General features: G+C 67.9%; 18 protein-coding genes. 6 read left to right on the top strand and 12 right to left on the bottom strand.

Translation table 11 applies throughout. The annotated features are described in order from the left end of the window. Nucleotides 1–101: 101 nt before the first annotated feature. The 3 genes from folE to Q9G87_RS58225 all read right to left on the bottom strand — a co-directional run bounded on the left by folE (nucleotide 102) and on the right by Q9G87_RS58225 (nucleotide 2033). Entirely contained in the window at nucleotides 102–755 is a 654-nt protein-coding gene (gene folE, locus Q9G87_RS58235; protein WP_305925298.1) for a GTP cyclohydrolase I, read from the bottom strand. Between the two features lie 109 nt (nucleotides 756–864). Next, entirely contained in the window at nucleotides 865–1587 is a 723-nt protein-coding gene (locus Q9G87_RS58230) for a 7-carboxy-7-deazaguanine synthase QueE (RefSeq protein WP_305925297.1), read from the bottom strand. Then, nucleotides 1584–2033: a 6-pyruvoyl trahydropterin synthase family protein gene (locus tag Q9G87_RS58225; protein WP_305925296.1), complete on the bottom strand. Its 450-nt coding sequence runs from the start codon at nucleotides 2031–2033 to the stop codon at nucleotides 1584–1586. Before Q9G87_RS58225 ends, Q9G87_RS58230 begins: the two co-directional genes overlap by 4 nt. Before the next feature lie 214 nt (nucleotides 2034–2247). Between Q9G87_RS58225 and Q9G87_RS58220 the strand changes: the two genes are divergently transcribed. Continuing rightward, entirely contained in the window at nucleotides 2248–3015 is a 768-nt protein-coding gene (locus Q9G87_RS58220) for a GntR family transcriptional regulator (RefSeq protein ID WP_305925295.1), read from the top strand. A gap of 54 nt (nucleotides 3016–3069) precedes the next feature. Here the strand turns inward: Q9G87_RS58220 and Q9G87_RS58215 are convergent, their stop codons facing one another. The 7 genes from Q9G87_RS58215 to Q9G87_RS58185 all read right to left on the bottom strand — a co-directional run bounded on the left by Q9G87_RS58215 (nucleotide 3070) and on the right by Q9G87_RS58185 (nucleotide 10011). Continuing rightward, on the bottom strand, nucleotides 3070–3348 hold the full coding sequence (locus tag Q9G87_RS58215) for a hypothetical protein (protein ID WP_305925294.1): 279 nt from the start codon (nucleotides 3346–3348) through the stop codon (nucleotides 3070–3072). Between the two features lie 490 nt (nucleotides 3349–3838). Beyond that, a complete protein-coding gene (locus tag Q9G87_RS58210) occupies nucleotides 3839–4129 on the bottom strand; it encodes a hypothetical protein (protein ID WP_305925293.1) in 291 nt (96 codons plus the stop codon). Between the two features lie 224 nt (nucleotides 4130–4353). Continuing rightward, nucleotides 4354–5250, bottom strand: coding sequence for a phosphotransferase family protein (locus Q9G87_RS58205; protein ID WP_305925292.1), 897 nt, complete (start codon nucleotides 5248–5250; stop codon nucleotides 4354–4356). Continuing rightward, nucleotides 5247–6467, bottom strand: coding sequence for an ArsR family transcriptional regulator (locus Q9G87_RS58200; RefSeq protein ID WP_305925291.1), 1221 nt, complete (start codon nucleotides 6465–6467; stop codon nucleotides 5247–5249). Before Q9G87_RS58200 ends, Q9G87_RS58205 begins: the two co-directional genes overlap by 4 nt. Next, entirely contained in the window at nucleotides 6464–7462 is a 999-nt protein-coding gene (locus Q9G87_RS58195) for an ABC transporter substrate-binding protein (protein WP_305925290.1), read from the bottom strand. Before Q9G87_RS58195 ends, Q9G87_RS58200 begins: the two co-directional genes overlap by 4 nt. A gap of 84 nt (nucleotides 7463–7546) precedes the next feature. Next, the gene (locus tag Q9G87_RS58190) at nucleotides 7547–8395 is read right to left on the bottom strand and encodes an SAM-dependent methyltransferase (protein ID WP_305925289.1); all 849 of its coding nucleotides are present in this window, start codon (nucleotides 8393–8395) and stop codon (nucleotides 7547–7549) included. Between the two features lie 416 nt (nucleotides 8396–8811). After that, nucleotides 8812–10011 carry a helix-turn-helix domain-containing protein gene (locus tag Q9G87_RS58185; RefSeq protein ID WP_305925288.1) on the bottom strand — a complete coding sequence of 400 codons (1200 nt, stop codon included), beginning with the start codon at nucleotides 10009–10011 and terminating at the stop codon, nucleotides 8812–8814. A 139-nt stretch (nucleotides 10012–10150) separates the two neighbouring features. Between Q9G87_RS58185 and Q9G87_RS58180 the strand changes: the two genes are divergently transcribed. After that, on the top strand, nucleotides 10151–10798 hold the full coding sequence (locus tag Q9G87_RS58180; RefSeq protein ID WP_305925287.1) for a 2'-5' RNA ligase family protein: 648 nt from the start codon (nucleotides 10151–10153) through the stop codon (nucleotides 10796–10798). Nucleotides 10799–11238: 440 nt separating this feature from the next. Here the strand turns inward: Q9G87_RS58180 and Q9G87_RS58175 are convergent, their stop codons facing one another. Beyond that, nucleotides 11239–11907, bottom strand: a complete 669-nt coding sequence (locus Q9G87_RS58175) for a DUF3592 domain-containing protein (protein WP_305925286.1) — start codon at nucleotides 11905–11907, stop codon at nucleotides 11239–11241. A gap of 252 nt (nucleotides 11908–12159) precedes the next feature. Between Q9G87_RS58175 and Q9G87_RS58170 the strand changes: the two genes are divergently transcribed. Beyond that, nucleotides 12160–13071 carry a DUF4158 domain-containing protein gene (locus tag Q9G87_RS58170; RefSeq protein WP_305925285.1) on the top strand — a complete coding sequence of 304 codons (912 nt, stop codon included), beginning with the start codon at nucleotides 12160–12162 and terminating at the stop codon, nucleotides 13069–13071. Between the two features lie 13 nt (nucleotides 13072–13084). Next, nucleotides 13085–14362, top strand: coding sequence for a hypothetical protein (locus Q9G87_RS58165; RefSeq protein ID WP_305925284.1), 1278 nt, complete (start codon nucleotides 13085–13087; stop codon nucleotides 14360–14362). Between the two features lie 383 nt (nucleotides 14363–14745). Here the strand turns inward: Q9G87_RS58165 and Q9G87_RS58160 are convergent, their stop codons facing one another. Further along, on the bottom strand, nucleotides 14746–18177 hold the full coding sequence (locus tag Q9G87_RS58160) for a hypothetical protein (protein WP_305925283.1): 3432 nt from the start codon (nucleotides 18175–18177) through the stop codon (nucleotides 14746–14748). A 643-nt stretch (nucleotides 18178–18820) separates the two neighbouring features. On the opposite strand from Q9G87_RS58160, the gene Q9G87_RS58155 reads away from it, so the two are divergent. Together Q9G87_RS58155 and Q9G87_RS58150 are read left to right on the top strand one after the other, a co-directional pair. Beyond that, nucleotides 18821–19687 (top strand): YncE family protein, encoded by an 867-nt coding sequence (locus tag Q9G87_RS58155; protein WP_305925282.1) that lies wholly within the window; start codon nucleotides 18821–18823, stop codon nucleotides 19685–19687. 22 nt (nucleotides 19688–19709) lie between these two features. Further along, a complete protein-coding gene (locus Q9G87_RS58150) occupies nucleotides 19710–19919 on the top strand; it encodes a hypothetical protein (RefSeq protein WP_305925281.1) in 210 nt (69 codons plus the stop codon). Nucleotides 19920–20061: the final 142 nt, after the last annotated feature.

Raw genomic sequence — 20061 nt, 5'->3', positions numbered from 1 at the left:
TTTACCTGCGTTGGTCGTCAGCGTCCGCGGGCGCCCGCGAACGTCAGCACGTGCAGGCCCTGGAGGTGCGGGAAGGCCTCGCTGCTGAGGGCTGATCGCCTTCACGCTGTCCCCCGGTGGCCGGCGGTGGTGAGGGTGAGGAACTGCTGGGAGAGCAGCGGATCGGTCTTGAACCGGCCGCCGACCTGCACGGTGGACGTGCGGGCACCCTCCATGCGGACGCCGCGCATGCTCATGCACAGGTGCACGCCGTGCACCCTGACGGCCACGTCCTCGCTTTCGATGGCGGCGGCTACCTCGTCGGCGAGCTGGCGGGTGAAGCGCTCCTGCACCTGGAGGCGCCCAGCGCAGCGCTGCGCGATCCGGCCGAACTTCGACAGCCCGAGGAGGGTGCCATCGGCGAGGTAGCCAACGTGCGCGACCAGCTGCATGGGCAACAGGTGGTGCTCACACACGGACCACACGTTCAACCCTCCGACCACGACCAGCTGGTCACTGGCGTGGGTCTCGGTGAAGCGCGTCGCTATCGCCGAGGGATCCGGCGACAGGAAGTTACGCCAAAAGGCCGCGGCGCGGGCCGGCGTACTGCGCAGGCCCTCGCGGTCCGGGTCTTCTCCGAGAGCGATGAGCAGTTCGCGGAAGAGCTCGGTTACGCGGGGCGTGTCTACCGCCGAGCCCGGTACGTCATCGATCGGCTGTGAAACGGCTCGGCTGGGATGCGCCGTATCAGGGGACCGCACGGCGTTCGTGGTCATGTTCTTCCTCGCTTCCAGGGGCTGGGCCAGGAGACACGGAGCGGTGGCTCGTCAGCGGCCGCAGGGGGCTGCCGGAAGGGCAAAGGTCGCGGGAGCGAGAGCAGGGTGTTTAGCGGCCACGTTCGTCGCCCCACAGCAGGACGTGCAGGCGCAGCGACAGCGACCAGCCACGGGCGATGGCCTCATCGGCGAGCATCCGGGCCCGGCCCAGCACGTGCTCGGTGGTGACACCTTCAGGCATCACCCACACGTGCTTCATCGCGAACCGCTCGGTGAGCTCCGCGATCTCGTCCAAATCGGCCACGTCGCGGGCGACGAACTTGAACACCGCGTGCCCGCTGGCGGACAGCGCTTCCAGGGCATCGGGGATGATGCGCTGATCGGCCGGAAGGTGCGCGTTGCCCAGCTTGGGCGAGACGTTGAAGCGCACCCCGTCCACCAGCAGCGCCGGATCGGGCGTGACGGTGCCGTTGGTCTCGATCTCCAGGCGGCGGCCGGCGTGCAGCAGCGGCTCGGCCAGCGTGGGCAGGTGGCGTTGCTGCAGCAGCGGTTCTCCGCCGCTGATGACGATCAGTGGCGCAGGACGGTCCAGCGTCCACGCCACGAGTTCGGCGATGGGGACGCGCTGGCTGTGTTCCCTCAGGTTGAACCGCGAGGTGTCCCACGTGTACGGCGTGTCGCACCAGCTGCATGACAGGTTGCAGCGTGACAGGCGGATGAACAGCGCGGGCTGTCCGATGCTGGGGCCCTCGCCTTGCAGGGTGGGGCCGAAATGCTCGGCTATCAGGAGCGTGGCGGAGAGGGCCGGGGCGTGCACCGTTGCGGAGATCATCGTGTGTCTCCGATCGTGCAGCGCGCCCAAGTCTTTCGGGTCTCGCTCACAGTGACGGCGACCAGCCGCCCGGCGATGATCGGCTGCACGTTGTCCAGGAACCACCTGGCCAGGTGGAGGGCCAGCAACTCGGAGGTCGGCTCGACGTCAAGAACGTCGTTCAGGTCGCGATGGTCGAAATGCTCATCGAGATACGTGCCGAACGGTGATAGGTCGCCGAAGTCGGTGACAAATCCTGGACCGGTCAACTCGTCGGCGGCGAGCTCCACGGTCACCTGGTAGCTGTGGCCATGTGGGCGGGCGCATTTGTGCCCGTCGGGCAGCCTGTGCAGCCGATGGGACGCCTCGAAGGTGAACTCCTTGCCGATGGTCAGGCGGACGCCGTGGAGGCCCAGGGCCAGATCAGCCGATTGCCCAGCATCGGCCGGGGAGGGTGGCGATGTCATCGTGCTCTCTCCGTTTCTGCTGCGGGCCGTATCACGCCGGATAGGCATGGTGAGGCGGCTCATGCTGCGACGCGGCTTGTGACCGTGTGGTGAGGGTCTGATGAATCCCGCTGCGTTCCTTAACTCTTTGGGCAGTACGTACTACATACTTCATAGAGGACCCGCGAGGGCCGGTCAATGAGTATGTAGTACGTACTGCCGATAAGGTGAGCACATGGTGACGCCCGGGGACCACTACCGCGATGTGGCGAATATGATCCGTCAGGCCATCCACGAAGGCGTCTACCCTCGTGGTTCCCTGCTGCCCACCGAAGACAAGCTCGCCGAAGAGCTCCACGTCAACAGGGCTACGGTGAACAAGGCGCTGGGGGTCTTGAAGCGCGAGGGACTGGTCTACGTGCACATGGGTGTGGGGACCTACGTCCACAAACTGCCGCCCATCCTGCGCGATGCCGCCGTACGGCACAGCCGCGCCCATCGCGAACGCGGAGGCATGCGTGGCTCCCTGGCCAGTGAGCTCGCCCAGCTCGGCTACGAGCTGAGCTCCGCCAACACGGTCGGGCCGGGCCATCCTCCGCTGGACGTGGCTGAGGTTCTCGGCGTCGAGGCCGGCATCGACAGCGTCATCATCCGCGCACGCCGTATGAAAGCCGAAGACATCCCCATCCAGATCGCCACCAGCTACATCCCGCGCTCGATCGCCGAGGGAACTCCCATCGCCGAACTTGACCCGGGAATCGGCGGGATCAGCAGTCGCCTTGCCGAACTCGGCTATGCGCAGGCCGAGCTTGAGGAGAACATCCGCGTTCGTCCGCCCACACCCGACGAACTGCGTTTCCTGCGCATGATTCCAGATCAGTGGGTGTACGAGATCTTCCACATCGGATGGACCGCGGCCGACCAGGCCGTCAAGGTCACCACTTACGTCATGCCCACCTACCAGTGGAATTTGCGCTACCGCTACCCTGCCGACCCCTCCTGACGAGGCAAGGCCGGCGCGGTTGTGGCCGCAATTGCTGGTTGCCATGATCCTCCCTCACATCGCGTGTGCGCGGGGTAGGGGAGTCAGGTGGCTGGCGCGGAAGGGGCGAAGGATCGCCTCCTGACGGCGGAGTTCGTCGGCGAGCGAGAGGTAGTCCGGCTGCTGCAGGACCTCCACAATCCCGGCATCCCTCATGGACGTGGTGATCTCCACGCACAGGCGCGCCTGCCAGCATTCCTGACCGGACTCATCCGTGCCGCGGAGGAACTCCCAGGCCGGGTGGGTTCTGCGGAGAGAGGAAAGCCGCAGGTGGGCGAGTGTTGTCGGGTTCATGGGTGATCACCGGGTTGCGTTGCGGTCGTTGTCTGCCGGTTGGAGAGAAGGCCGTGGGACGGCGAATGGGACGGACGCCGTCCCACGGCCTCTCCGCCCCAGACGGTGCCACCGGGGCGGGGCGGCGCTGCGAGCTCAACGGACTGGGGTGAGGAGCCCGCAGCAGCGGAGGCTTCGTTGACTCTCGTGGCGAAAGCGGAGCGGTTGCGCTCTCGTGCCCGCCTTCCCCACAGTTTTCCGGCCGCCCCAGGCAGGCAGATGAGGGCGGGCGGCTGGGAGATCTGGACGTCGCTGTTCACGGCAGCGTCGTCCTCTGCCGTGAACAGCGCGATCCGGGCAGCGCGGGCATTCCGACCGTGCTCGTTGATCGGTCTGCCCGCGCCGCAGTGCGCGGCCTGGTGGGCAGGAGGTGTGCCCGCCGGCGCGCCAGAACGTGGCGTAACCGTGCGCCCCAGCGGGGTGCCCGCCTGTCTGCCCACATCTGGCTTCATCACCCGGCACCCTCTCGACGGGACGCGGGTGGCCGCGACGCCACGAGCGGAAGAGCGTTGAGTTGCCAGTCGGCTGGCGCGACGTGGTCCATGAGGCTCCACAGCTGGCCGGGGTCGGGCGCTCGAAGGGTAAGCCCGCCTTGCTCGCACTCGCCCAGGTAGTAGGCGATGTACTCCCGCCAGTACGGGGAGTACATGACCACGAACCAGCCGCGGGCACGGCGCTGGAGTTCCTCGGCATGCCGCCGTGCTGCCACCTCAGCGGCTGCGTCAGTCTGGTCGGCCAGCATGATGTCCTCCTCTCGAAGGTGTGAACGGTTGGATGGCGCAGGCCGGGCGGCAGCAGCCGTCCAGGGGTGGGCACGCTCGGTCTGCGCCAGGTGCGGGGCGGCGGGGATGGTTCGACCGGGCCGCCCCTGTGTGACGTGGCGGCGCAACGCGCAAGGCTGCGCTGCGCTGAATCTCCTGCCGCCTCGCCGCGATCATCGGTTCAGGGTCCGCTCAGGTGGGCCGGTCAGGGTCGGGCCAGCCGGTGGGCCAGCCATGCCTGGCCGGCGTCGGCTAGGCGCATGCAGGCGTCGCTGCGCTCCTGAGCGCCGTAGCGGGCCTTGTGCCGGTGATACAGGGTCCATACCGCCGTCAGCCCGGCCACCTGATCCATGGGTGCTTGCCGCCAGGTAGGCACCGTGGACAGCAGAGCATCGGCCTGCTCCGGGGTATGACCGGCCGCGACGAGTTGGGGTGCGAGCAGGGCGGCGTCGATCCATCCCGCTCCAAAGGAGACCCGTGACCAGCCCACCACGTAGACCGTCCCGTCCTTGATGAGTAGATGCCGGGGACTCAGGTCGCCGTGCAGCATCGTGTCGCCACGCAGGTCATCGACGGTGAACTCGTTCAGGGTCGTTAGGTACAGATCACGCTGGTGCAGGTCGCCGGGCGGCTGGTCCAGCATGAGGCGTGCTGTCGCCCACAGACCGTTGACGTGTTCGATGACCGGGCGGGCGCCGCCGGGGCTGGGGGCGAGCATCTGGCCGAGCTCGGCCATCGTGGCCAGCACGGCCGGCAGGTCGGGCGAGCCGGGCCGTAGGTCGGCGCGGCGGGTGTGGTCGTTGATGAGCTCGAAAGCCGACACGTGCCAGCGATCCTTATCGAGGTCCCACAGCAGGCGCGGTGTGCGAGCCGACGGGCGCAGGTGCCGGGCGGCCCAGCGTTCCCGCCGGTGCAGTTCCGCGGACGGGCTGGTTCTCGGGACCGCTTTGAGGAACACGTCGTCGTGGGCTGCATATACGCGCGCGGCGAACCCTGGTCTGGAGCACTCCACTGTCTCGATCTTTTTGACGGAGCCGATCTGCGCCTCGACGGCGTCTTGGATGCTGATCGGAAGGGCTTGCCAGTTCGGGCGGTCGTTCATTGAGGACCTCCGTGAAGGTGAGCGGAATGCTCGTGAGCGGAGTGCGCGGTGTGACAGTCACGGGCGATGAGCAGGGTCTGGCCGCTGGCCAGCGCCATGCTCTTGCAGATGGTGAGTCCGGCCCGCTCGGTCAGCCGGTAGTAGTCGGCGCTGCTGCGCACCTGGCCGCCACCGAACAGCGCCATCATGCGAATGTCGGTGCTGTACCAGCGGCTTGCAGCTCCGGGCACGCTCGGCAGCATGCCTTCGACAATCCACAGCTCGGTGTCCTCGCCAGTGCCTTCCATGGTCTGGCGCACCAGCGTCAGCAGCGTGAGGCAGTCGTCGTCGCTGTAGTTGTGCAGCACCGACAACAGCAGGTAGCGCTGCGCGCTCGCCGGGATGGCGTCGAACAGATCGCCCGGGGCGAGCTTGACCCGGTCGGCCAGGCCCTGCTCAGCCAAGTAGGTCTGGGCGCGGGCGGCGACGTCGGCACGCTCGGCGAGGATGCCCTGCAGGTGCCGGTGGGCACGCAGGATGGCGGCGAGCACCCCGCCCAGGCCGCCGCCGAGGTCGGCGACGGTGCGCACGTGGGCGAAGTCGTCGATGGCGGCGAGGTCGTGGCCGGCGGCGGTGCTGCGGGCGGTCATGAAGTGGTCGAAGTCGGCGCCCAATGCCGGGTTGTGCGTGAGGTGTTCGTACAGGGACAGACCGTCTGATGGGGTCGGGTGCCCACGCCGGACCGTCTCGACCAGGAAACAGCTCGCCTCCCACCAGTACGGTGATCCGGTGACCAGCACGGCATGCCGCTGCGACGGTGCGGCCGCCTTGGTCAGGACATGCCCCAGGTCGGTGAGCCGGTAGCGGTCCCGGCGGGCGGCGACGAACTCGTGGGCGTGCAGCCAGCGCAGCAGCCTCCGCATCGCGCCCGGGTCGGCCCCACAGGCTTGTGCCAGCTCGTCGCTGGTCATCTCCTGGCCGGCGAGGATCTCGAAGACCTCCAGGCGGACCGCGGCGTGCAGGGTGGCGAAATTCGGCACGGCGTCGATCATGAACTGCACCAGCTCGAAGGGCGTGACGTTCAGGTCCGCGGCGGTCCGCGCGAAGTAGGCGCGGGAGCGGTCGCGGTGTGGGAGCGCAGGTGGTACGGGCTCGCCGTCCAGGCCCGGCTGTTCGGGCATGGGATGGGCGGTGCCGCTGACCTGGGTGAAGGTGTTGGCTGGGGGGTGTGCGGTCATGAGGTGGGCACCTGCTCAGTTCCGGTGGCGGACGGCGACGACGGGGAGGCTGGCGTATCGGTTGTCGCCGGGAGCGGCAGCAGGAACCGGCGGACATCGATGTGGCCGCCGATCTCCCCGTACTCCCGCATCAGGTCGGCGACCCGCTGGATCCGGTTGGGATGCAGGTTGGTGGGGAAAATGCCCAGCGTGATGGTGGCGGCGATCTTCGCGTCGATCTTCGTATAGGTCGGCAGGGTGCTTCTGACCAGCTGCTCGTTGTTGGCGACGTCGAGTTGGGCTCGCATCAGGGCGCGTTGGAAGCCGGCGACCTGAGCGGGGTTGCTCTTGGCGTAGTCGGTGGAGGTGGCCCAGCCAGCGATGGGCAGACTCTCGGTCTGGCCCTGCATCACGTCATACAGCGCCCGTCCGCCAGCCTGCAGGCCGTAGAGAGTGATGAAGGGTTCGGTCATCCACGCCACGTCGCGGTGCCCGGTCTCCAGCGCGATGATCATCTCCGGCAGCGGCGTCTCCGAGAACTTGACGTCGCGTTCGGTCAATCCCGCGATCTTCAGGGCGGCCTTCGTGGTGAGGGTGCTGATCGATTTGAAGGTCGCTACCCCGACGTGCTTGCCACGCAGGTCCATCAAGCTCTTGATGGGGCTGTCCTTGGGCACCATGAGCTTGAAGGTGTTGGGGGCGGCCTGGTAGGCGTCGGCCACGATCTCCATCGTGTCGGGCTTGTTGGCCTCGGCCATCACCGCGGCCGGGTAGTTCATGATCGAGAATTGGAGGCTGCCGTTTTCCAGGGCGGGCAGTGCGGTGCCGCCGCCTTGGACGATCACGCGCTCAACCTTGAGCCCTTCGGCCTCGAAATAGCCTCTGGCTTGGGCGAGGAGGATGGTGGCGCAGTCCGGGATGGGCATGATCCCGACCTTGATCGTCGTGAACTGCCGGGCGACGTTCGTGCTCGCGGCAGGGCTGCCACACCCCGCGACTCCGGCGAGGAGTAGCACTGATATCACTATTCGTAGTCGTCTCATGGGATGACTGGTCCTGTGAGGTGAGGGAGGGGGGATAACAACAGAGAGGGTGCGGTGCTAGGCGCTCTCGTGGGGTCGCTCGGCCATCCACATCAGGAAGTGCGGTGCCTCCCTGACAGGTGCGCGGCTGTCCTCCTCGGGCATGAAATCGATGGTTCGCCCGATGCCTGGAGCGCGGATGACGAAGCCATCGGCAAAGGAGGCGATCTCCTCTCGGGTGCGGACATAGATATCCACCCCGTGCCGCTTCTTGTAGGTGGCCTTCCCCGCGGCTACCACTTCGGGCTCTACGCCTTCGCTCGTCACATGGGTAAGGACCACGATGCTGCCGGGTGCCAGGCAGGCCCGCAGACCCGACATCAGCGCCGATGCTTCCTCATCCGTCATGAAGTGCACGACCGCGCCGAGCAGGACCACGATCGGCTTCACCGTGAGGTCGAGATGCATGGCGATCGCGTCGAGAACGGCGTCAACGTTCCTCAAGTCCTTCTGCGCCACGTCGATGCCAGGCAAGCGCAGCAACGCCCGGCAGGCCGTGACGACGAGCTCATCGGAGTCCAGCGCGAGCCACCGGCAGTCGGGCTGGATTCCCTTGGCGAGAATGGCCAGGTCTGGCAGCTTGAGCGCGTCCAGGCCTTGCATCGGCCTGCCGCACCCAAGGTCGGCGTACTGGTCGTGTCCCGCCTTTGCCAGATGGCGGACGGCGCGGACCAAAGCGGCTGCGTTCTCCTGGGCGACCTCGTCAACGCGCTCGATCACTGCGCGCAGTTCCTTGGTGGCTTCGCGGTCGGCCGTGAACGTGTCGTTCGCTCCGCCTCGGAAGTCGGCGTAAGTGCGGGAGATGGTGGCCTGGTTCGGGTTGAAGCTACTGCCAGGTGGCGGTGAGGAAGTGGAGTCAGCTGTCATCGGGAACCTCGGGGATGGGTCAACGGCGGCATTTGAGGCGACGCCGATCCCCCGGGGCGGCGGCTGCCTCTGGTCGAGGAGACCCGCGACGGACGAGAGTTCCGACCGGAGCGGATTTCAGCAGCATGCTCAAGGCACGTGCCGCCCCTTCCGGGTCATTAACCGGATGCCACTTCCAACGTCCCATTGGCGCTGGCCACCGAAACCACTCAGGGCCGCACCAAATACGGGCAAACGCATCAATTGCGAGAATGGAATAGCAACCCGGGATTAGTCGCACATCGTCGTCGCGGGTGACAACACCCTGCTCAGCCAATGCAACGCGTAGGCGATGGACGGCCAGCTCAGGTGTCATGCGTTGACCGTAGGCGATGATCAAGCGGGTAGGGGACACAAACTGTGTCCCCTACTTTTGGTCATGACATCAAGCCAATTTGGTCCGCCAATTGGTGCGCCTGTGCACGCAAGTACGTCGGCCCTGAATCGACCAACTCGAACACCATTCGCCTGGCGAAGCCGTTGTATCGAATGGTCTCTGGTGCGGTCTGCTGGGCTAGCTGGAGCGTCCCGAGGACCGCATCGTGATCGCGTTGCAGGTGGTGGGCGCGGGCAACCTCGATGAGATGGCGACCGCGCCGTGGCCGGGAAGGAATGGGAGCGCTCTCGGCATTGTCCGCTTGCCTCGCTGACTCGCCACCTTGGTGGAGCTCCACGGCGACGGTCACCGCGTGGGCGCGCATGATGACGCGAGAGAATGACGTCCACGGCTGGTAGTAGTCAGCTGGAAGCCGCTCGGCAACCTGCTGCGCCTCGCTCCAGTGCAGCCACGCCTCACCCACATCGCCGAGACGAGCCGCGGTGTAGGCCAGCTCGAAGCTGAGAGCTCCCCACATGGCAAGGAGATCGACGCCGGCCTCGTCCAAGTGCGGTTCGATGGTCGTCATGGCCTGCTCGTTGACATCACGTGCCGCCTCATAGTCGCCGGTGTCACGATGAGCTTGTGCCAGGAACCAAACAGCGCACGCGAGCGCCAAGGGATCTTCGGATTCCTGTGCTGCAAGGAGTGCGCGGTCGGCGACACGCCAGAGTAGATCCTGAGCGGGCTGGTATGCGACGTACATCTGGGTGAGGCCATACGTCTCGGCAAGCAGCGCATTGGCGTGACGCCGATCAGCTCCCTCGTACATGCGGGTCGCGAGCTGAACATCGCGGATGAGATCGGGAAGAATCCGTCCCAAGGCAGTCCGGTGGTCCGGAGAGGTGTGTCTCGTGTGCCACGCCATGTCCAAGCGGGCACGCAGGGTGCCCAATGGCTGGACGGTGCCTTGGGGCAATAGCAGCGGAGTTGCATTGATGGCGGCGCGTACGTTGGACAATGCGGGATGGCCGGGGCCGGCGAACATGCGCACAGGCATGGTCTGCTCGCCGGTCAGTTCTGAAAGATCTCTAACCTGGAGGGCTTCGGCGAGCAGGAGCAGGATCGACAGCCGCGGCTGAGACTGCAAGCGGCCCGACTCAACCTGTTTCAGCCAGGACACAGACTTGCCGACGAGTCCGGCTAAGACTTCCTGGCTCATGCCGCGGCGTATGCGAAACATCTTGATTCGCTGTCCCACGGTTAGTACCGGGGGCGCCGGCTCGTTGGTACCGTTGCTCAAAAGCCCCGCACCTCCTGATGCCTCGACACCATCAGGCTACGGTGTGGGGCTTAACTCTTGCGAGAGGTCTTGCAAATGGAAGGGCGAGCCCTTGGCGATGGAAGAGACCGAGACGCGTGACCACTGGTGGTGGCGGCCAGGCTGGCGACCGGGCCGCTCCTTCTACACCTGGCACATCCTCGTAGACGATCAGCCAGCCATCCACGAGTTTGCGGAGCAGCTCCAGCCCAAGCTCGCGGCCACCGGCGCGCTCGGGCCTATCCCGCTGGAATGGCTCCACATGACCCTGCAAGGGGTCGGCTTCACCGACGAGGTGAGCGACGAAACCATGAGCACCATCGCCGCCGCAGTAAGCGGGCGCGTCGCCGGCCTCGGCCCCGTGCCCGTCACCGTGGGACCTCCCGTCGTTGATCCCGAAGGCGTCAACCTCCCTGTCCGGCCCGCGCCCGCGGTAGAAGTAGTACGTCGTGCCGTGCGCGAAGGTATCGCGGACGTATGGGGTGCCAACCGAGTGCCAGAAGCGGACGACGGCTTCGTCCCGCACGTGAGCCTCGCCTACTCTCACACCAGCGGGGCACCACTGGCGCCGATCCGGGACACGCTCGCCCGACACGCCGCCACAATTCCTGCCGTTCTGACCCGCGTCTCGCTGCTCAACATCAATCGCGACAACGGCATGTATCAATGGCAACTCATTCAGCGGACGTCCCTCGGATCCGCGGCGACGTCGCGCCCCGACGGCTGATCCGGCCAGAAAGGTCGTCGTCGATGCACGCGGTAGGGATCTCTTCCCCGCGGCTGGGCTGCGGGAGTTCACCCCGGACGATATCGATCCGCTCCTGGCCATCTACGGAGACCCGGTTGTCACGGAGTACATGAGCTTCGAGCAGCGAACCCGCGACCGGTCCATAAGACGATCGAGAGCGTGATCGCGGCGGCCCACGCCAGCGAACGGATGCTTGACGCTTCGGCGCATTTGCGAGTTGCCGAATTGTTCTTATGAGGTTCGAGGGGCGCGGGCCCGGCGGACCTGCGGAGGAGAGCCATCCATGGGTCAGAGGACGCCTCGGTTGGGCTGCCGGCTCGGGATCGTGACCAACATCGTCCATCCTCCTACGATGATCGACTCAACCCGGAAGAGACAAGCCCGCTCGGACCGGGCGGGAGACTGGTGGCCACCGACGTTCACCGAGGCGTGCCGCCACTCCCGCGAATTCGGGCCTCTGCCATGGCACCCCAGCCGAACAAGCATGGCGTTCCCACCGTGAAGATCACACCGCAGACGATGAGGAAGACCCCGAGGCCCCTCTGCGACGCGACCGGCTCCGCACTGGACTTGTCCGGGTTAGCCGGATCGTAGAGAACCTTGATACGGGCGCCCACCCGCTCATCGCCCGTATGCCGCACCACATGCCGGGTCCCGTCGAAGGCAACGAAACTGACATCGATCTTCGGGGTCGAACCCATGCCACTGGTGACCCACTCCCTGGAGACCACCACCCCGGTAGTGGAGCGCCCATGCCCGGAAAGATCCGAGGCTTCGTCAAGCATGGACCAGCCCGAGCCAACCGTAACGACGCCCAACAGGACGAAGGGGATTGACGCCAGCACCTTCAGCACCGTCAAGAAGTAAGCGGCCCGAGAATCTCTCGCCTGGCCACCGGAGGGTCGGCCTCTACGCTCGCCTCCTGCAGGTGCCCGCTGTTGCCGACCGAGCACAGGGGTTCCGCCTTTCTCGGTGATGATGACCCTGAAGCCCATTCTCTGCGTCTCGGCGCATCGGTACCAGAAAGAGGTGTACAGGTCGCTGGCGTATCCGGAGACCACCACGGTGCGCGGGAGGCGATCACTCATACTGACTCACCTCCAACGAGAAGGGACAGCGGAGGGGGCTCCCTGATCTTTCGGTGGGATTCCTGGGACGCAGGATTACTCCTGATAACGGCCATTCCCGCAGGCCAGGGTCAGGCGCTAGGGCCCTGGTCAGGCGCGTTTTTGGGGCTAAGGCAGCCTCTAGACGGCCCTCCGCTCCCGAACATGTCCCCAGCCGCCACGTAGCGGAATGAGAGATCACGATTGCGGTTCGTGATCGTTTCGGAGCGGTGAATGTGGCTGGTTGGGTGGGGCTTCTGCTTGATCGTGTTCGTGTCGGAGACGGTCGGTGGAGGGCGGGTTCGGGTGCGTCGGGAGTGGGAGCCGGAAGAGCTGATCGCGGCGTGGACGCTGCTGGACGGCGACTGGGAGCTGGTGGGGAACAAGACGGGGGCGACCCGTCTCGGGTTCGGCCTGATGCTGAAGTTTTTCGAGCAGGAGGGCCGCTTCCCGCGGCACGTGGGTGAGCTGCCCAAGGCCGCGGTGGACTACGTGGCCGGCCAGGTGAAGGCCGAGCCGGCGTTGCTGGCGGAGTACGACTGGTCGGGCCGGTCGATCGAGCGGCACCGGGCCCAGGTGCGGGACGTGCTGGGGTTCCGGGAGTCGACCCGAGCGGATGAGGACGTGCTGGCCGAGTGGCTGGCCGACAAGATCTGCCCGATGGTGTTCACGGACGAGGGGCTGCGTGCGGCGCTGCTGGCCCGCTGCCGGACGTTGAAGATCGAGCCGCCGGGCCGGGTGGAGCGGATCGTGGGCGCGGGCAGGGCGCGGTTCGAGCGGGAGTTCTGCCTGCATGTGCTGAACGGGTTGTCGGCGGATTCGGCGCGGTCGCTGTGGGAGCTGGCAACGGGTGAGGACGGGTTCCTGCTGGAGTTGAAGTCCGATCCCGGGCGGCTGGGGCTGGAGACGCTGCTGGAGGAGATCGTCAAGCTGCGGCGGGCTAAGGCTCTGGGGCTGGCGGTGGATCTGTTCGGCGGGTACTCCTCGCTAATGTACTCGCGCTCGAATTCGGGTATGCCAGCGACGAAGGCGAACAGGGCGGCGCCGGGTTGTAGATGTCGCAATGCGATCACGACCTACTTTGGGGCTGGGGTCAGCTTCGGGAGCGGGGGGCCGAACCCGTCCGCTGTGATGGTGCATCTGTGAGGGTGTGATCTCCATGTCCGGGGAAGCCGAGATGACCGTCAGCGAGGCCATCGTGCCCGCAGCCGAGCAGGAGCGGCCGGCCGGGCAGGCTGCTGAGCCGGACGTCGATCTGGTGCCGGTGTTCGCCAAGGCCAAGCGTTTGAACGCGACGTGGCCGCTGTTCGCGCGGGGACTGGATCCGGCCGTCGAGACGGCGTGGTTGCGGAGCCGGTACCGGATGGTGGCGGTCCGCGCTGCTGCCCGGTCGGTGCGCCGAGGCTACATCGAGAGTGTCCCGGCTTGGGTGAGCCTGCTGGCGATGTGCTTCGGCGGGCCGGCTGTCTTGATAGGGCTCTTCTGGACCGACTGGTGGGGCCTCGTCGGGATGGTCATCGCCATCGGTCTGTTCATCCCGGTCGCGATGTGGGGGGAGAGAAGACGCGTGGACGGCCGCTTCCTCGGCGGCCTGGCTGACACGTTGATCACCGCCGTGGGCGTCGGCTGCTTCCCGGCGGCGGTGTATGTCCGATTCGCCGATGGCCCGGCGTGGGTCGTGGATCTGAAGCAGGAATGGTGGATGTCCGCGGTCCAGGGCATCGGCACGTTCACCGTGACGGTCCTGCTGGCGGTGCTGCCGGTGATGGTGGTGAAGTGGCTGGCCGACCGCGGAGGGGGCACTCCTCCGACCGAGGTGCTGTTCGAGCAGCTGACCATGGTCCTCACTCATCTTGAGCCCGGCCGGCGGGGGCAACTGGCCCCAGAGGCGCGGCGGGAGATCCTGGCCGCGCTGGGCAAGACGGCGTCCGTGCTGCGTGCCGGGATGCCCGCGGCCGCGCTCGGCGGCACCCAACTGACCAGGGCGGTGGTCCGCGCCCGCGCGGTGGAAGCGTCCCACGCGATTACCGATCTGCAGCTGTGGATCGCCCTGCCGTCCACGACCAGCCATGAGGACTTCCGGGCCCGGATCTGTGACCTGCTCCGCACGGTCTTGACCGGCGAATACGACCGGCTCCCGGTCCGGGAGAACACCCCGGAGACCGTGCGCAGGGCCTGGCACGCTCGTGTCCTGGACGGCACCCGGACCCTGGTCATCGCGGCCTTGCCGTTGACCGCGCTGTTCGTCACCGACCGGCTGGGCCTAGCCCTGCCGGCGCCCTACGGCGCCGGCGCCTGGATCGTCGCCTCGGCGTGGGCCGTCATCCTGGCCTTGGGCTGGCTGGACCCGAACTTCTCCACACACCTGTCCGCCGCCCGGGACCTGACCGCCCTCAACCAGTTCTCCCGCGGCTCCAGCAATAACCAGGGCGGGTGAACCAGCCGAGCATGCGTCCCTTCACCGATGGCCGCAGCGACCACCCGAGCGCTTCGCCGTCTGGCTGCCAACGCCTGGGCCAGGCTCCTCCTCGGCCGGGAAGACCGTTCTCCCCACGAGGGAGTGCATGTTATCTGGGGTCCGTCCGGACCGGCAGGCCAAGTAAGGCAAGTGGCCTTCTGGGAACTTGCCTGACGGATTATCTGGGGTTGTCAGGCAAGTTGGTCACGTCAGGGGACGTGTCGTACTGCCTGGGCCGCGGGGTGGACTGGTCGAGCCCGAGCCTGGCGCAGCTGATGGCGATGATGCGGTGGCTGGTGGATGAGCCGATGCCGTCACGGTCGCATGGCCGGGGACCCTAGCCGTCGGCTCCGACATTTCGCTCAGGTCATGCGGCCCAGGCGCCGTGCCGCGTACGGGTCTCCGGCGTCAGCCCGCGCTCGCAGTTCCTGCGTCAGCCCCTGCTCGTCCAAGATCCTGGCCAGCTCGGACGCGGCGGACGCGTCTCCCGCCGCGGCACGTGCCCGCAGTTCCTCCACGTGGCCCTCGACGCCCAGGAGCCGGGCAAGTTCTCTGGAGGCATACGGGTCGTCGGCGTCGGCCCGCTGGCGCAACAGCGTCAACGCCTCATCCAGGAGGTGGGTACCGATCAGCAGTGTGACCAGCCGGTCTGCCGGTGGGAGGAAGGGTGCCATCCTGCCCCTCGCGATGACCTCTCGCAGGATCTCGATGGCGTCCTCGGTCTGCCCCCGCTCGACCAGCAGACTGACCAGCCTGGCTGCGGCGCTCCAGTTTCCCGCGTCGGACTGCGCCCTCAACTCGTCGACGCGTCCGTGCTCGGCGAGCAGGCGGACCACCTGCTGGTCCGCGTTGGGACTGTACAAGGGGTGCACGCGGGTCCGCAGGACGTTGATCGCCTCGTCCAGGCGTCCCTGGGTGGCGAGCAGGTCGGCCAGCTTCCCGGCGACGTGCTGGACGCCGTACCCGGAGGGGTCGACGCGGGCGTCCAGGAACGTGATCGCTTCTTCGACGTGTCCCAGTGCGACCAGCCGTTCGGCCGTCGCGACGTTGGCCATCGAGCCTCTCGCCCCCGCGTAGTCCTCCAGGATCGGCATCAGCGTCTGGATCCGGCCCCGTTCCATCAGCATGTCGATCAGCTGGTCGGCCGCTTCGGGATCGCCGTTGTCGGCGCGCGCCCGCAGGACAGCCGCGGCCTCCTCGACGCGGTCCTGCGCGGCCAGTGCCTTGGCCAGCAGGCGATCGACCATCCGCCAGCCGGCGTCGGACAGGGCGCGTAACTCCTCGACCCGTCCCTGTTCGGCCAGCACCTTCGCCAGGGCGGCGACGGCGCCCGCTTCGCCCGCCTCGGCGCGCGTGCCCAGTTCCTCGTGCCGTCCTGTTGCGGCGAGCAGTCTGCCCAGCGCGGACGCGGCGTACTTGACGCCGGCGTCGGCCAGGGCTCGCAGCTCGTCGAGCCGGCCTTGTGCCTCCAGCAGGTCCGCCAGTTTCTGGGGCGCGTACAGGTCACCGGCTTCGGCCCTGGTGCGCAGCTCGGACACGAGCCCCTGTTCGGCCAGCAGCGAGGCCAGGCCGTAGGCAGCGTTCAGGTTGCCCGCGTCGGCCTGATCCCGCAGGATGGCAACCGCCTCGCCGATCTTGCCCTGCTCCCGCAAGAGGCCGACCAGGGCACTGCGGGCGAAGCTATCGCCCTGATCCGCGCGGGCGCGCAGTTCGTCGATGCGGCCTCGCTCGCTAAGGAGCCGCGCCAGCTCGCGCCGGGTCCGCCAACCTGCCAGCTTGGCGCGGCCGCCCAGGTGATCGAGGTGGTAGGCGTCGGCGAGGTGGTCCTGGAGCAGGGCGTGCCGGAACTGCCAGGCGGATCCGGCCTGGCGCAGCATCTGGCGCTGGTGCGCGTCCTCGACGAAGGTCCACAAGCGCCAGGGCAGCTTGCCGCGGGCCGCCAGGAACAGGTGGATGATCCGGAACCTGGTCCAGGTCCACCATCCGGCGCCGAAGGCCGCGGCGCCCGCGTACACCAGTGCCGCGGCCCCCGACACGGCGGCCACTCGTCCGGGCGGGCCGATCACGAGGGCTCCGAGCGCGAAGGCCGGGCCGCCGATCAGGGCGTGCCGCGCGGCGGCCAGGGCGGCGTTGCGGTGGTTGGCGCGGAAGGTCAGCCGAGGTGTGGGATGTTCGGTGCGCGCAGCCGCCCACGGCAGCACGATGGTGGCCAGCGTGGCGGCGGGCACGGCGATCAACGCCGCCGCCCACGCGTCGGCCACAAACCCCGTAGCCAGGCCAAACACGATCCCGAACGCGGCCGCGCGCCTTCGCCTGCGGGTGCGGTCGGCCCGCGTCGTGCGATAGCGCCCCCGTGGGGACGGCGGGTACGTGTCCGGCCATAACAGGTGGAACGTCCCGGCGGCGGCGAACCCGATCGCCAGACACGCCGCCAGCGCCGCCCGCAGACCGGCGAAACCGCCCACCGCCGCCACCAGGCCCGCCCCGGCCACGAGCATTGCCGCCATCGCCCGCCCTGTCTCGGCAAGATTGGGGTACTTGGGGTTGGGATTGACTGCCAGCTGCCACCACCACCAGTCGCGCAGGCGGGTCTCCCGCAGCTGGTAGGCCAGCCGCCCCAGCCAGCGCGCCGCGCGTTCCGGCCGGTAGCGGCGCCGGGGCCCGGCTGGGCGGCTTCGGTATTCGGCGGCGACGAACCCGTCCATGAGCGTGGCCGCGATCTCGCTCCGATCGGTCATCGCGATCAGCCGGTCGGGATCGGTGCTCGTGGCCTGGAAGGCGGCACGGGCCAGCCAGACCATGAAGGGCGTGGACAACGCCGTGGCCAGCACCCCGGCGGGCTGCGCGCGCAGGTGCTCGAACACCGGCTGCCAGCGGGCGCGGGACGGGGCTGGATGGGACAGGAACGCGATGGCCTCCTCCACGCCCACCGGCTCGATCTCGACGACCGCCGCCCTGGACAGCACCAGGCCGCCGGTCCTGATCGCCTGCTCGTACTCCTCGCTCCTGCAGGTGACGACCAGCGGTCGGCCCGCCGCGGCGAGCACGTCCAGCTCTTCCACCGCCCGTACGTACGCCGCCACCGGCAACTCGTCCAGTCCGTCGAGCACCGGCAGCACCCGGCCCGCCTCGACCAGCCCCCGCGCCCAGGCCGGGCCGTCGCCGTCCCGTACGGTCAGAAAGTCGTAATCCTCACCCAAGCACCGGATCACGAACTCTTCGACCGGTTCCAGTGCGGGGTTCCACGAGGAGATCGGGAGCAGCACCGGCACGGGCCCGCCCGCCGCGGCCTCCTTCAGCAGGCCCAGGGTGAGCAGCATCGCCAGCACGCTCTTGCCCGCCCCCGGCTCGCCCAGCACGACCAGCTGGCGATGGGGCAGGGCACGAAAGGCGGCGACCATCTCCTCCGCTGTCCCCGTCAGCGGCAACAGCTCCCAGCCCGCGCCGCTGTCGTCGTCGATCACCACCTCCCGCCCGGCCGCGACCGGCCGTCCGGTGCTCGACCAGCGCACCTGTAAAGGCAGCGGCTGAACGCGGCGCCAGGCCGCCTCGGCCGTCCACTGCCTGTGCACCTCCCCGGCCAGCCGGGCGGCCACCGCGTCCAGCGTCGTCGGTGCCTGCGGCGGGCGGCTCGCCCGCTGCGCCACCACGGCACCGGCCCCTGCCAGCCCCAGAGCGATGGCGATCCAGGGCCCGCTCCAGATGCCGTCGTTGAGTATCTGGTTACCCGCCACGGCAACGGCGACCGGCATCACCACCGACGCCACCCACCACAGCCCGGCCCGCAGCCTCATACCGACATAGTCGTGTCAGCTGGGCCAACCGCAACACCCCATCAGGATCCCGGCCGTACGAAACCCGTCTCGTAGGCGGAGGATTGTCAACTGTGCCCGGTCGCCGGACGATCGACTTCAGCAGGGCCGGGTGATGTGAGTCTTGGCGGTCAGCGGGCTGACGCGACCTTCAAGCGGCTGACCAGCTAGTTCGCTTGCCAACCGAGATAACCCCGGAGCGGTCAGGCCCGGTGCCAGGCCCCCTAGTGATGAGAACTCGCGACAGTTGCGCTGGGTGACTTCACCACTAAGTAACGGATGCCTGGCGGCTGGGGACAGCTTCGGGAGCGGAGGGCCGTCAGGGGAAGTGTGGGCACGAGCGCTGTCGGTCCGGGCGGTCGACCAGCTCATGGACGAACTCGCCACCGACGCCGACATCCTCGACGACGCGGGGCGCCCTCGCCCTTTCCGCCCTTTCCTGCCGCTGGCGGTAACTCGACCTTCTTCATCTTCATGACCGCTAGGCCGGGCGCGCGAGCCGTACCGCGGAGCTGCAAGCCGACCACAACCCGTTCCTCACCCGGCCGTGGAGGTCGCCGACCTGATCCTCGGCCTGCTCTCCTGCCCCTTCCAGAACGCGATTCCTGGGCGCACACTCGGGGCCATGCTGGCACCAAGCCGCGTCTGGGTCGTGCCGACCATCCTGGGCGTCCTGCTGGTCGCGCCGGCGCACGCCACTGCTAGCGCTGCACCCACCGCGGCCGCCCCCACCACCGCCGCATACGTCGCCAACCGCGACGGCACCGTCGCCGTGGTCGACACCGCCACCCAAGTGATCACCGCGACGATCGCCGTCGGCGGCCAGCCTTTCGACGTCGCGCTGAGCCCGGATGGGTCCCGGGCCTACGTCGCCAACCACGGTCACTCCCCGTACGGCGTCGACGTTATTGACACTGCTACCAACACGGTGATCGCCGTCATCCCTATCAGCGGCCCGGCGATGGAGGCCGCCGTCCATCCGGCCGGCACCCGCGTCTACACCGCCAACCGCCTCAGCGGGAAGGTCTCGGTGATCGACACGGCGAGCGCCGCCGAGATCGCGCACGTCCAGGTCGGCATCTACCCGTACGCGGTGGCGGTCACCCCGGACGGCGGCCGGGTGTACGTCGCTAACCTCGGCGGAACGGTCTCGGTCATCGACACCGTCACCAACGCGGTGACCGCCACCATCACCGGCGGTGCGGACCTGTCCGACATTGTGATCAGTCCCGACGGCGCCCGCGCCTACACGGCGAGCCGCGCGCGCGGCTCGGTGTCGGTGATCGATACGGTGAGCAACACGGTGGTGGCCACGGTCGACCTGGGCGGGTCGCCGTGGAAGCTGGCCATGGCCCCGTCCGGCGGCGTGGTGTACGCCGCCCCGTACGACTCGGGCGCGGTCTCCGTAATCGAAGTTCCAGCAGCACTTCCTGCTGCGCCGCGTCGAACTCGGCAACTGCGGCCGCCCCTATGCGACCCCTTGTCACCATGAATTCGCGTGTATCAGGTGTCCGATGCTGCAGGTCGACACCCGGCAACGTCCCCGTCTGATGGAGATCATCGACAACCTCCGGGCGCGCGTCCACGAAGCCCAGAAACAGGGCTGGCTCGGCGAAGTCCAGGGGCTAGGCGTCAGTTTGGAGGCAGCCGAAGCTAAGCTCACCTCACTCGACCGACGCGGTCGTATCGACCTCGGTCTCCCGTCCGTCCGATGCCATGGCTGACCGGCGCCACAGACTCTCCCGCCGGGTGCCTCGCCGGAGTACCCGAGGAGTGGCCAGCTTCCATCTGGACGGCAACCGCGACAACGCCCCCAAATCTGCACGCGCTCTTAACAAGGTCGGTATGGAGCAGGCGGAGAAATGG

The organism is Nonomuraea turcica (assembly GCF_030718205.1).
Lineage (GTDB): Bacteria > Actinomycetota > Actinomycetes > Streptosporangiales > Streptosporangiaceae > Nonomuraea.
This window is presented reverse-complemented; position numbering and strand designations above follow the sequence as displayed.